At 59.6% G+C, this 12,669-nt stretch carries 12 protein-coding genes and 1 pseudogene; 9 read left to right on the plus strand and 4 right to left on the minus strand.

The features are described 5' to 3' along the window. Window positions 1–133 precede the first annotated feature (133 nt). The 7 genes from BLT00_RS23350 (at window position 134) to cyoE (ending at window position 6,264) form a co-directional block, all read left to right on the plus strand. Window positions 134–643, plus strand: coding sequence for a disulfide bond formation protein B (locus BLT00_RS23350; RefSeq protein ID WP_033062546.1), 510 nt, complete (start codon window positions 134–136; stop codon window positions 641–643). 93 nt (window positions 644–736) lie between these two features. Continuing rightward, complete coding sequence (locus BLT00_RS31480; protein WP_139199636.1) at window positions 737–1,084, plus strand: hypothetical protein; 348 nt, start codon at window positions 737–739, stop codon at window positions 1,082–1,084. Window positions 1,085–1,417: 333 nt separating this feature from the next. Continuing rightward, the gene (gene cyoA, locus BLT00_RS23360) at window positions 1,418–2,365 is read left to right on the plus strand and encodes a ubiquinol oxidase subunit II (RefSeq protein ID WP_057451773.1); all 948 of its coding nucleotides are present in this window, start codon (window positions 1,418–1,420) and stop codon (window positions 2,363–2,365) included. A gap of 3 nt (window positions 2,366–2,368) precedes the next feature. Then, entirely contained in the window at window positions 2,369–4,399 is a 2,031-nt protein-coding gene (gene cyoB / locus BLT00_RS23365; RefSeq protein WP_092149448.1) for a cytochrome o ubiquinol oxidase subunit I, read from the plus strand. A 3-nt stretch (window positions 4,400–4,402) separates the two neighbouring features. After that, on the plus strand, window positions 4,403–5,029 hold the full coding sequence (locus BLT00_RS23370; RefSeq protein WP_063324462.1) for a cytochrome o ubiquinol oxidase subunit III: 627 nt from the start codon (window positions 4,403–4,405) through the stop codon (window positions 5,027–5,029). Next, window positions 5,030–5,365 (plus strand): cytochrome o ubiquinol oxidase subunit IV, encoded by a 336-nt coding sequence (gene cyoD, locus BLT00_RS23375; protein ID WP_014340102.1) that lies wholly within the window; start codon window positions 5,030–5,032, stop codon window positions 5,363–5,365. 11 nt (window positions 5,366–5,376) lie between these two features. Then, a complete protein-coding gene (gene cyoE / locus BLT00_RS23380; protein WP_063324463.1) occupies window positions 5,377–6,264 on the plus strand; it encodes a heme o synthase in 888 nt (295 codons plus the stop codon). 193 nt (window positions 6,265–6,457) lie between these two features. Here cyoE and BLT00_RS23385 read toward each other — a convergent pair whose 3' ends face one another. From BLT00_RS23385 to BLT00_RS23400, 4 genes and pseudogenes are all read right to left on the minus strand, one after another. Beyond that, the gene (locus tag BLT00_RS23385; RefSeq protein ID WP_072348620.1) at window positions 6,458–7,162 is read right to left on the minus strand and encodes a hypothetical protein; all 705 of its coding nucleotides are present in this window, start codon (window positions 7,160–7,162) and stop codon (window positions 6,458–6,460) included. Between the two features lie 139 nt (window positions 7,163–7,301). Further along, complete coding sequence (locus BLT00_RS23390; protein ID WP_092149451.1) at window positions 7,302–8,045, minus strand: DUF72 domain-containing protein; 744 nt, start codon at window positions 8,043–8,045, stop codon at window positions 7,302–7,304. 91 nt (window positions 8,046–8,136) lie between these two features. Next, entirely contained in the window at window positions 8,137–9,150 is a 1,014-nt protein-coding gene (locus BLT00_RS23395) for a sensor domain-containing diguanylate cyclase (RefSeq protein ID WP_092149454.1), read from the minus strand. Window positions 9,151–9,409: 259 nt separating this feature from the next. Beyond that, window positions 9,410–10,306: pseudogene (locus BLT00_RS23400) on the minus strand (LysR family transcriptional regulator); the annotation flags it as partial. Window positions 10,307–10,405: 99 nt separating this feature from the next. Between BLT00_RS23400 and BLT00_RS23405 the strand changes: the two are divergent. Then, window positions 10,406–11,581 carry an aspartate aminotransferase family protein gene (locus tag BLT00_RS23405; protein WP_092149456.1) on the plus strand — a complete coding sequence of 392 codons (1,176 nt, stop codon included), beginning with the start codon at window positions 10,406–10,408 and terminating at the stop codon, window positions 11,579–11,581. A gap of 152 nt (window positions 11,582–11,733) precedes the next feature. Beyond that, complete coding sequence (locus tag BLT00_RS23410) at window positions 11,734–12,471, plus strand: YiaD family glycine zipper/OmpA-like lipoprotein (protein WP_063324469.1); 738 nt, start codon at window positions 11,734–11,736, stop codon at window positions 12,469–12,471. The last annotated feature ends 198 nt before the right edge of the window (window positions 12,472–12,669 follow it).

The raw sequence follows: 12,669 nt of genomic DNA on the forward strand, positions 1-12,669 counted from the left end.
GGTCTATTCCCCTTCAATGTCGACGCCCGCTGCTCGTTCACTGTCATGGTCTGCGTGTAGACTTCGGGCATCCGACCGCGCGCCCGAATGTTGCCGTGCCGCGCGTCGATCCATGCAGACAAAGGGAAACGCAATGAGTGAGGAAATGATGCGGTTAGGGCGTGAGCGGCGCTATCTGGTGCTGCTGGGGCTGATCTGCCTGGCGCTGATTGGCGGTGCGCTGTATATGCAGGTGGCCCTCGGTGAGGCGCCGTGCCCGCTGTGTATCTTGCAACGCTATGCGCTGTTGCTGATCGCAATCTTCGCCTTCATCGGTGCCGCCATGCGCACCCGCCGCAGCCTGACGATCTTCGAAGGCCTCGTGGTGCTCAGCGCCCTGGCCGGTGCCGGTGTGGCAGGGCATCACGTGTACACCCAGTTCTTCCCGGCAGTCAGTTGCGGCATCGACGTGTTGCAACCGATTGTCGATGACCTGCCGCTGGCGAAGATCTTTCCGTTGGGATTCCAGGTCGACGGCTTTTGCTCCACCCCCTACCCACCGATCCTGGGGCTGTCCCTGGCACAGTGGGCACTGGTGGCCTTTGTGTTGACAGTGGTGCTGGTGCCGTTGCTGGTGTCACGTAACCGCAAACCGCTTCGCTGAAACGCCTCGATGAAACGCCCCGGTTCTCTTCTGGAGAGCCGGGGCGTTTTACGTTTCACGCTCAAGCCGGAGCGTCCTTGATCCGAGGCAAGAATGACCTGCGGCAATGTGCGACACGTTGTCACATATCTTGCGGCGCTCAGCCCTTGCGAGGGAGATAAAGCACGCTTTCCTGTAACAAAAAAATGTCTGGTTTCGCAATCAGGGTATCGCCTGCAGCAGGCATTTTTAACAGCGCCGCGTCAGGCGCCGCAGGCCCCGAAAACTGGGCGCTTGCCGGGCAAAAAACCTCTTGATGATCCTCTCGAGCTGTCTAAATCGGGCGTAGTAGGCCTACGTTTTTTGGGGTTCTTGTTGAGAATGAATTTCGATAACATGCTGGCTCGTTGCAATATCGGCAAGAGATTGTTGCCGGATCGGATAAAAATTATTTCGAGATGAGACATGGTCTACAGCGCGTCAGCTCACTACAATCGCCCGCACCGATTTTCCGACCCGGCTCAAGCTTGAGCACGAGAGTGGTCGAAGGGCGCCAGCGCCCCATGCGACCCCAGGTGTCGGTGCCTCCAACTACCCGCACCAAATGGAATTGGGCTTGAACTAGGCCTTTGACCAACGAATAAGAACTCACTGCTGGCCCAGGATGTGTCGAACTGCCGCTGACGTTCGACGGGCAGCCCTTATTCAATCCAAGAAAATGCCAACCCTTGGCAGGGTGAAGTGTTGGCGATCAAAACCCAACTGCATTGCGCAAGCTGCTTTAGAGGTCGTGAGATGAGTAAAAACAGGTACCCCCGATTACTAGGCTTGTTGCCGCTGCTCGGCACGTTGCTGCTGGGAGGCTGCAACATGACCTTGCTCGATCCCAAGGGCCAGGTCGGCCTGGATGAACGAAACCTGATCATCACCGCTACGCTGCTGATGTTGCTGGTCGTTGTGCCGGTCATCGTCATGACCTTCCTGTTCGCCTGGAAGTACCGCGCAACCAATACCAATGCCACCTACACGCCGAAGTGGTCGCACTCGACCAAGATCGAAGTGGCGGTGTGGACCATTCCGGTGCTGATCATCATTGCCCTGGGTTACATCACCTACAAGTCGACCCACGCCCTGGACCCCTATCGTCCGCTGGATTCGGACGTCAAGCCGATCACCATTGAAGTGGTCTCCATGGACTGGAAGTGGCTGTTCATCTACCCGGAACAAGGCATCGCCACGGTCAACAAGATCGTGTTCCCGGCCCACACGCCGATCAATTTCAAGGTCACTTCAGACACCGTGATGAACTCGTTCTTCATCCCGGGCCTGGGCGGCCAGATCTACGCGATGGCGGGCATGCAGACCAAGCTGCACCTGATCGCCAACCAGAACGCCGAACTCGACGGTATCTCCGCCAACTACAGCGGCGCGGGCTTTACCGGCATGAAGTTCAAAGCAATCGCCACGACCCAGGAAGATTTCGACGCCTGGGTCAACGATGTGAAGAAGGCACCTAAACAGCTTGAAAAAGCTGAATACGAAGCCCTTTCCAAGCCGAGCCAGAACAACCCAGTCGAACTCTACTCGTCGGTTACGCCGAACCTGTTCCAGACCATCATCGACAAGTATGAAGGGATGAATCCGGGCAAGCCGATGCACCACGAGAAGAACGAGAAGGAAGTGGCTCACAACATGGAAGGGATGGACATGAGCTCGCATTCAGCTGCCGGGGCAGAGGAGTAAACGATGTTTGGTAAATTAAGTTGGGAAGCGATCCCGTTCCACGAGCCGATTGTCATGGTGACCCTCGCCATCATCGCGCTCGGTGGTCTGGCATTGTTTGCAGGCATCACTTATTTCAAGAAGTGGACCTACCTGTGGACCGAGTGGCTGACCTCGGTCGACCACAAGAAAATCGGCGTGATGTACATCATTGTCGCCATGGTCATGCTGCTGCGTGGTTTTGCCGACGCCATCATGATGCGTACCCAGCTGGCCATGGCCACCGAGGGTTCGCCTGGCTACCTGCCGCCTGAACACTATGACCAGATCTTCACCGCCCACGGTGTGATCATGATCATCTTCATGGCGATGCCCTTCTTCACCGGCCTGATGAACCTCGCAGTGCCGCTGCAGATCGGCGCCCGTGACGTGGCCTTCCCGTTCCTGAACTCCTTGAGCTTCTGGTTGCTGGTGTCCGGCGTGGTGCTGATCAACCTGTCCTTGGGCGTTGGTGAGTTCGCCAAGACCGGCTGGGTTGCCTATCCGCCGCTGTCGGGCCTGCAATACAGTCCGGGCGTGGGGATGGATTACTACATCTGGGCGCTACAGCTTTCCGGATTGGGTACGACGCTGACGGGGGTCAACTTCCTCGCCACCGTGGTGAAGATGCGTACCCCGGGCATGAAGCTGATGGACATGCCGATCTTCACCTGGACCTGCACCTGGGCCAACGTGCTGATCGTCGCTTCCTTCCCGATCCTCACCGCCACCCTGGCCCTGCTGACGCTTGACCGCTACATGGATTTCCACATTTTCACCAATGAACTGGGTGGAAATCCGATGATGTACGTCAACCTGTTCTGGGCTTGGGGTCACCCTGAGGTGTACATCCTGATCCTGCCAGCGTTCGGGATTTTCTCCGAAGTCATCTCGACCTTCTCCGGCAAGAAACTGTTCGGCCACCACTCGATGATCTACGCTTCCGGCGCGATCTCGGTACTGGGCTTCATGGTCTGGCTGCACCACTTCTTCACCATGGGTTCGGGTGCCAGCGTCAACGCCTTCTTCGGCCTGGCGACGATGCTGATTTCGATCCCGACGGGGGTGAAGCTGTTCAACTGGCTGTTCACCATCTACCAGGGCCGTCTGCGTTTCACCAGCCACGTGATGTGGACCCTGGGCTTCATGGTGACCTTCGCCATCGGCGGCATGACCGGCGTATTGCTGGCCATCCCGGGTGCTGACTTCGTGTTGCACAACAGCCTGTTCGTGATCGCGCACTTCCACAACGTGATCATCGGCGGTGCGGTGTTCGGCTACATCGCCGGCTTCGCCTTCTACTTCCCGAAAGCCTTCGGCTTCAAGCTGCACGAGGGCTGGGGCAAGGCAGCGTTCTGGTTCTGGATCACCGGCTTCTTCGTCGCGTTCATGCCGCTCTATGTACTGGGCTTCATGGGCATGACCCGTCGCCTGAACACCACCACCAACCCTGAGTGGGTGCCGTACCTGTACGTCGCCATGTTTGGTGCGGTGATGATCGCTGTTGGTATCGCCTGCCAGCTGATCCAGTTGTATGTCAGCGTGCGCGATCGCAACAAGCCAGAGAACATGTGCGAACACGGCGACCCGTGGAATGCCCATACCCTGGAATGGTCGACCTCTTCGCCACCGCCGTTCTACAACTTCGCCGTGCTGCCAAAAGCAGACGTCATCGACCCGTTCACCGAAGCCAAGGAAAACGGTACCGCGTACCCGGTCCCGGCCAAGTACGAGCCGATCCACATGCCCAACAACACGGCTACCGGTGTGGTCATGGGCGCGCTGCTGACCGTGTTCGGTTTCGCGATGATCTGGCACATCTGGTGGCTGGCCATCGCCAGCCTGGTCGGCACCGTGGTGTATTTCGCTATCCATGCTGCCCGTGACGATCAGGGCTACATGGTGCCGGTGGATGTCATCGAGCGCATCGAAGCCGAGCAGCACAAACGTCTGGTCGCGGCCGGGAAAGTCCCCGCCAACGCCACCCGTGTTGAAACCTCGTTGGAACAGGCTTAAACCATGTCGAACTTAGTGACCACTGTTGGACACGCCCATGGTCATGACCATGGGCACGATGACCATCACCACGATTCGGGCGAGATGACCGTATTCGGTTTCTGGCTCTACCTGATGACCGACTGCATTCTGTTTGCGTCGATCTTCGCAGCGTACGCGGTGCTGGTTAACAACGTCGCCGGTGGCCCATCGGGCCACGACATCTTCGAACTGCCGTACGTACTGGGCGAAACCGCGCTGCTGCTGTTCAGCTCGATCACCTACGGCTTCGCCATGCTGGCGTTGTTCAAGGGCAAGAAAACCCAGGTACTGGGTTGGCTGGCCATGACCTTCCTGTTCGGTGCCGGCTTCATCGGCATGGAGATCAACGAGTTCCACATCCTGATCTCCGAAGGCTTCGGTCCTAGCCGCAGCGGTTTCCTGTCCGGGTTCTTCACCCTGGTCGGCACCCACGGCCTGCACGTGACCAGCGGCCTGATCTGGATGGCGATCATGATGTACCAGGTCCACAAAAACGGCCTGACCGCCACCAACAAGACGCGCCTGAGCTGCCTGAGCCTGTTCTGGCACTTCCTGGACGTGGTGTGGATCTGCGTATTCACCGTTGTTTATCTGATGGGGACCCTGTAAATGGCTAACGCACATTCCCATGATGGCCACGACGCCGGCCACGGCAGCGTCAAGTCCTACGCCATCGGTTTCATCCTGTCGGTGATCCTGACCGTCATTCCGTTCGGCCTGGTGATGTACCCGTCGCTGCCCAAGAGCCTGACCCTGTGGATCATCCTGATCTTCGCCGTGGTCCAGGTATTGGTGCACCTGGTGTACTTCCTGCACCTGGACCGCTCCGCCGCCCAACGTAACAACGTGGTCGCGTTTGTCTTTGCCGCGATCGTGATTGTCCTGCTGGTCGGCCTGTCGTTGTGGATCATGTTCAGCATCCACACCAACATGATGGCGCACTGAGGAAAGTCCGGATGTCCCTGAAGCACTTTATCCAAATCACCAAGCCGGGGATCATTTTCGGTAACGTGCTTTCTGTGGCAGGCGGTTTTTTCCTGGCCTCGAAAGGGCATGTCGATCTGGCCATCTTCCTGGCGGCGATGATCGGCACTTCCCTGGTGGTGGCGTCCGGTTGCGTGTTCAACAACTGCATCGACCGCGATATCGACATCAAGATGGAGCGCACCAAGAATCGGGCGCTGGTCCAAGGCCTGATTCCGGTGCAACTGGCCCTGGCATTCGCCACGGTGCTGGGCGTGGCCGGTGTGGCGCTGTTGTACTGGGTGGCCAATCCGTTGGCGGCGCTGTTCGCGGTGATCGGTTTTGTCATCTACGTCGGCCTCTACAGCCTGTACCTCAAGCGCAAGTCGGTCCACGGCACGCTGGTGGGCAGCCTGTCGGGGGCGATGCCGCCGGTGATCGGCTACGTGGCGGTGAGCAACAGCTTCGACATGGCGGCGCTGACGCTGCTGGTGATGTTCAGCCTGTGGCAGATGCCGCATTCCTACGCCATTGCGATCTTCCGCTTCAATGACTACCTGGCAGCGTCGATTCCGGTGTTGCCGGTCAAGCGCGGTATCCTGGTAGCCAAGAAGCACATCCTGCTCTACATCCTGGCCTTCCTCGTGGCGACCTTGATGCTGACTTTCAGCGGTTACGCCGGCATGAGCTACCTCGCCGTCGCCGCCGCCATGGGCATGTACTGGCTGTACATGGCCTGGACCGGCTACAAGGCGGTGGATGACACGGTCTGGGCACGCAAGCTGTTCGTGTTCTCGATCTTCACCATCACCGCCCTGAGCGTCATGATGTCCCTGGACTTCAAAGTGCCGAGTGAGCTGCTGCTGACGTACGCGCCTTAAGCTTCAGAAGCTGCACGAAAAGCCCCGCCTTCGAGAGAAGCGCGGGGTTTTTTCATGGGCGTTGCCTGGAGGATCGTTCCCACGCTCTGCGTGGAAATGCAGCCAGGGACGCTCTGCGTCCCAAGAAGCCGAACGCGGAGCGTCCGAGGAGGCATTCCCACGCGGAGCGTGGGAACGATCGTTGGGCGATGGCTTATTGCTGGGCGATGCTGTAGCCGTCGAATGCTTTTTGCTGTTGCAGGGCGGTGACGATGCTTTTGCGGGTGGCCTGTTGTTCGGTGCCGTCATTGTCCAGGAAAGTTTCGCTTTCCAGCTCGGCTTCGTCGCCTTCGCCTACGAAGTTGAAGCCCAGGAACTCGAAGGCCTCGCGGTCGACGTTCGGCTTGGAGCGTGGTGTGCGCAGGGGCAGGGTGACGCTGATGCCGTCCTTGCTGATGACAAACACTTCGGCTTCTTTCTTGGCGCGTGAGGCCTTGCCCTTGCTGCCGCTCGGATTGCTGATGGCCTGATGGGTCTGGTTCAGTACTTTCAGGGCCAGGCCGTAGACCAGTTCTTGAAACGACGGGTCGTCCTTGTAGCTGGAGAGGATACGGCTGATGGGGAAGCGGCTGCTCAGGTCTTCCAGGGCCGCGAAATCGGCGGCTTCGGCGTCTTTGAGTTGTTTGAGCTGGCCCATCAGTTCGTAGGCCTTGTCGTCGTCGAACGCATCGTGAGCCTGGCGGATGGCGTTGCGCAGTTCGCGGATCTGGTCGCTTTCGCGATTCGACTGGAATGCATCGAGGACCATTTCGCTGATGGTTTTGGCCTGGGGCAGATGCTGTGAAAGATTGATGGAGTTTTCGTATTCCGCTTTGGACGACAGGGTGACTACGGATTCAGCGGTGTTGGAATCGGACATTGAAATTTCACTACTTCTGTTAGCGGGATGAGGCGAGAAAGGCATTGAGCTTTTTTCCGGTCGCCTAATCTATTGGACGCGGGCGGTGTTGTCACGGTCGGACCGGTAGCAGTTGACCATTTGTTGTCGGTAGCGGGTTTCAGTTGTGCATCAGGTCCATCAATCGCAAGGCATCGCTCGTCGCGGCGGCGCTGGCGGTGTTGTCGAAGATGCACCAGGTCGGCGTGTCGGGGTTAGCTTTCAATGCTCGGGCGAGGCGCTCCAGCCAGACGTCTTCGTAAGCTGAGTAGTAAATCCGTGGTGAACCGTGCAAGCGGTAGTAGCGAATGCCAGGCCAGCCAGCGGGTTGATCGCCGCCGGGCAAGGGGGACGGATCGGCGGCGACACGGCCGATGCATTCGTCTTGCAGCATCGCTGCGGCCTGGGGCTCGAGCCAGCTCGGGTGTCGCGGCTCAAGCACCGCGTAACCCTGATAACGGTCTCGCACGGCCTTGAAGAACGCCCCAGCCGCCGCGGCATCGAACGCCAACGACGGGGGCAACTGAATCAAGAGGCAGCCAAGCTGATCTCCCAGTTGCGAGCATTGCCCGAGGAATTCATCCACAGGCCCTTCGCAGTCGATCAGTCGCCGTTCATGGGTGATCTGCTTGGGCACTTTGACCGAGAAACGAAAATCCCGGGCCACGCTGGCTGCCCACTTTGCATACGTGGCGGGACGGTGAGGGCGGTAGAACGAGCTGTTGATTTCCACGGCCGGGAATCGGCTGCTATAGCGTTGCAAATGAGTCCCGTCGACAGCAAAGGCCGGCCAGTGCTCCCGGGGCAGCGACCAGCCGGCGCAGCCCAGGTAAAGGCGTGGGAAGGAGGGGGATCGAATCGGCAAGGGTGAAGGCCTGATTGCTAGGGATACAGCCTATGACCGCTGCCAGCGCCTCATATCTGCATTCTTTTTTACCTTCGGGCCTGGGCCCGGTTCATTCACAAATCACATTCTTGCCCGACATCTTGGAGCGATACAGCGCCTGATCCGCCCGGTGCAGCAACGTCGCGTGCTGTTCATTCTCGAGTCCCTGCACCACGCCAAAACTCATGGTGATCTGGAAGTCGCCCACCGGCAGCAGGTCGGACAGACCCCGGCGAATGCTTTCCGCCAGCAGGCGGGCGTCGGCCAGGGTGGTATTGGGCAAGATCATGATGAATTCGTCACCGCCCCAGCGCACCAGCAAATCGCCGTCGCGCTGGCAACGCTTGACGCTCTGCACCACTTGCACCAGCGCTGCGTCGCCAAAGGCGTGGCCGTAGCGGTCGTTGATGTCCTTGAAATCATCCACGTCCATGGCGATCAGCGACAACGGCTCGCGGAAACGCTGTGCGCGCTCACAGGCCAGCGGCAGTGCCTGGTCCAGGCGATAACGGTTGGCGACCCGCGTCAGCGCATCGGTTTCGGCAAGCCGGCGATTCTCGTCGAGCTGGATCTGCAACTGATGGTTGACCCGGGACAGTTCGCGGGTGCGTTCTTCAATGATGACTTCCAGGGATTGGTTACGCTGTTCCAGTTGTTCGAACAGACGCTTTTTGTCGTCGATACTGCGATGGGCGCCGATCATGCGCGCCACCGTGCCGTCCGGATTACGGGCGATCACGTAGCCGCGATCCTCGATCCAGATGTAGGCCCCATCGCGCTTGCGGCAGCGGTATTCGGCCTGGTAACCGTGGGAGCGTTGTTCCAGGTAGTCGTCGAACAACGCCATGACCCGTGGATAGTCATCCAGGTGGATCACGCTCTCCCAGGTCAGCACGTTGTTGTCCAGTGAATGAGGCAGGTAGCCTAGCATCGTGTACCAGCCGGGGTTGCGGTAGACGAAGCCGGTGTTGGCATTCCAGTCCCAGATGCCATCGCTGACCAGTTCCAGGATGGTGTGCAGTACGCCTTCGTCCAGATCGGACAGGTCGAACCGCAGCATATCGATGTTCGAGGCATCTCCCATCATCGTTTCCTCATCAACCTTGATATCAAAATGCTCGTCCAAGGAGGAAGAGTAGCTGATGGGGGGAGTGGGGAACTAGCGGCGGATGTTCAGACGGGGTTTGCTTTGGTGGCGAGGGGATTTATCCCCGCAGGGGCGCGTAGCGGCCCCCCAAAAATCATCAAACCCGACATCACCTGCGATGTGAACCGACAGTCTTGGGGTTGCTGCGCAACCCAGCGGGGATAAATTCCCTCGCCACAGCATCATTGGGTTGGGGTTTGCCCCATTTCTCCAGTGCGAACTCGACAAAACTGCGCAGTTTCGGCAAACGGTAGCGGTCCTGCGCGTACATCAGGCTCATTGGGCGATGGGGCAACTGATAGTCCTGCAACAACGCCACCAGGTGACCATCCTTCAGGTCCTGGGCCACCAGCGCATCGGGCAGCATCACCACGCCCATCCCGGCCAAGGCGGCGCGATGCAGGCCCGAGGAGCTGTTGATCAGCATCGGTCCGTTTACCGGGACCTTGATCTCGCCGTCCGGGCCGTTGATGGGCCAGTGTTCCTGGGCGAAGCGCCATTCGTCTGCTGCCGAGTAGGCGAACGACAGGCAGTCGTGTCGTTGCAGGTCCGCCGGTTGTTCCGGTGTGCCGCGCCGGGCCAGGTAGGCAGGGGAGGCGCAGATGGTCAGGGTGTAGTCCACCAACGGACGGGCAATCAGTTTCGGGTCGGGATGGCCGAGGCGAATGGCGACATCGAATCCATGTTCGAGCAGGTCCAGCCGCTGATTGGTCAGCATCACGTCGAGCTTGACCTGGGGGAAGCGCTGGCTGAATTCGGCCAGCGCCGGCGATAGGCGTTCGGTACCAAAGGTCAGCGGCGCGGTGATGCGCAGGGTGCCGCTGGGCTCGCCTTGGGTCTGTTCGGCCAGGCGCTCGGAATCGGCCACCAGCCCGAGCACTTCCAGGCAACGTTGGTAGTAGGTCGAGCCAAACTCAGTCAGGCGCTGGCGCCGCGTCGTACGGTTGATCAGGCGTACGCCGAGACGTTGCTCCAGTGCACGAAGATGATTACCCACCATGGTGGTGGACATTTCGCACGCCTGGGCCGCCGCCGTCAGGCTTCCGGTTTCTACTACCTTCACGTAAACGGTCATTGCTTGGAACAAGTCCATTATCAAGCTCGGCTTTTAAATGATTGAAGTAAAGCAGCGTTTATCCAGTCTTGGTGGCTAACCATACTGGAAAAAACCAACCCTATGGAGCTTGATGCCATGACCGCTGCCTGCCTGATGACCACTTACCAACCCCTGGCGCTGAGTTTCACCCATGGTTTGGGTACGCGCCTGTGGGACCAGGATGGCCGCGAGTACCTCGATGCGGTGGCGGGCGTGGCGGTGACCAATGTCGGCCATTCCCACCCACGGTTGGTGGCCGCCATCAGCGAGCAGGCCGGCCTGCTGTTGCACACGTCGAACCTGTACAGCATCGATTGGCAACAACGCCTGGCGCAAAAGCTCACCCAGCTGTCTGGGCTGGAGCGGGCGTTTTTCAACAACTCAGGCGCCGAGGCCAACGAAACCGCATTGAAGCTGGCACGCCTCTATGGTTGGCATAAAGGCATTGAGCAGCCGTTGGTAGTGGTCATGGACAATGCGTTCCATGGGCGCACCTTGGGCACGATGTGCGCCAGTGACGGCCCCTCCGTGCGGCTGGGTTTCAATCGGTTGCCGGGGGATTTCATCAAGGTGCCGTTCGGCGATCTGGCGGCGTTTGAAGCGATCCAGCAAGCTCATGCCGAGCGCATCGTCGCAGTACTGGTAGAACCGATCCAGGGCGAAAGCGGTGTGCAACTCGCACCGCCGGGCTATCTCAAGGCCTTGCGTGAACTGTGCAGCCGGCGCGCCTGGTTGTTGATGCTCGACGAGATCCAGACCGGCATCGGTCGCACTGGCCAATGGTTCGCGTTCCAGCACGAGGGCATCGTGCCGGACGTCATGACCCTCGCCAAAGGCCTGGGCAATGGCGTACCCATTGGTGCTTGCCTGGCGCGGGGCAAGGCGGCCGAGCTGTTTACCCCTGGCAGCCATGGCAGCACCTTTGGCGGTAATCCGCTGGCCTGTCGGGTCGGCTGCACGGTGCTGGAGATCATTGAGCAACAAGCGCTGGTGGACAACGCCAGGCACCAGGGCGACCTATTGCTGAGCCGGTTGCGCATCGAGTTGGCGGACACCCCGAATGTATTGGCGATCCGCGGCCAGGGGTTGATGATCGGCATCGAACTCAAGCAACCGGTCCGCGACCTGGCCCTTCGCGCCGCCCGGGACCACGGCCTGCTGATCAATATCACGCGGGGCCAGACCATCCGCCTGCTGCCGCCGTTGACGATCGATGGGCGAGAAGTGGAGATGATTGTCAGGGGCGTGAGCCGCTGTCTGGCGCAGGGGTGAGGGGCGTTCGCCGGGATGCCGGTTTTTTATCGGTCAGCCGGGCGAAGCGCAACGCAGCGCGACGGAATTTTTAACGATTGCCGCGTTCCAACGCCTGCCAGAGTCGATTGCCTACACTTTGGCATTCAGACTGAAAACCCAGGAGCATCTTCATGTTCACCTCGCGTCGCTTGATCGTTGTCGCTACTGCTGTGGCCTTGTTGTCCGGCTGTGCGTCGCCTAACCCCTATGACAATCAGGGCCAGGCCTCTACCGAATCTTCGGGCATGAGCAAAACCGCCAAGTATGGCGGCCTCGGTGCACTGGCGGGGGCGTTGGCCGGTGCGGCCATCGGTCACGATAACCGTGGCAAGGGCGCGTTGATCGGTGCAGCGGTGGTGGGGGCTTCTGCGGCCGGTTACGGCTACTACGCCGACCAGCAGGAAAAGAAGCTGCGCGCCAGCATGGCCAATACCGGCGTTGAAGTGCAGCGCCAGGGCGACCAGATCAAGCTGATCATGCCGGGCAACATCACCTTCGCCACCGACTCGGCGAACATCGCGTCCAGTTTCTACCAGCCGCTGAATAACCTGGCCAACTCCCTCAAGGAGTTCAACCAGAACCAGATCGAAATCGTCGGCTACACCGACAGCACCGGCAGCCGCCAGCACAACATGGACCTGTCCCAGCGTCGTGCGCAGAGCGTGGCGACCTACCTGACGTCCCAGGGCGTGAGCGGTGCCAACCTGTCGGCCCGTGGCGCCGGCCCGGACAACCCGGTGGCCAGCAACGCCGACGTCAATGGCCGTGCGCAGAACCGTCGTGTCGAGGTCAACCTCAAGGCGATTCCCGGCCAGCAATATCAGGAGGCGCCGCAGCAGCAGGGGCAGACTTACCAGCAGTACCCTTGATCGCTGGGCAGTAAATGAAACGGGGGCCATGCAGACATGGTCCCCGTTTTTTTATGGCTGCCATTTCCCTTCAGGCTGATACCAAAACCTGTGGTGAGGGGATTTATCCCCGCTGGGCTGCGAAGCAGCCCCCAAACTGTCCGCTCAATCGGACTGACACACCGAGGTGTTTGAGCTCAGGGCTGCTTTGCAGCCCAA

Source organism: Pseudomonas sp. NFACC51 (assembly GCF_900103575.1).
Lineage (GTDB): Bacteria > Pseudomonadota > Gammaproteobacteria > Pseudomonadales > Pseudomonadaceae > Aquipseudomonas > Aquipseudomonas fluorescens_Q.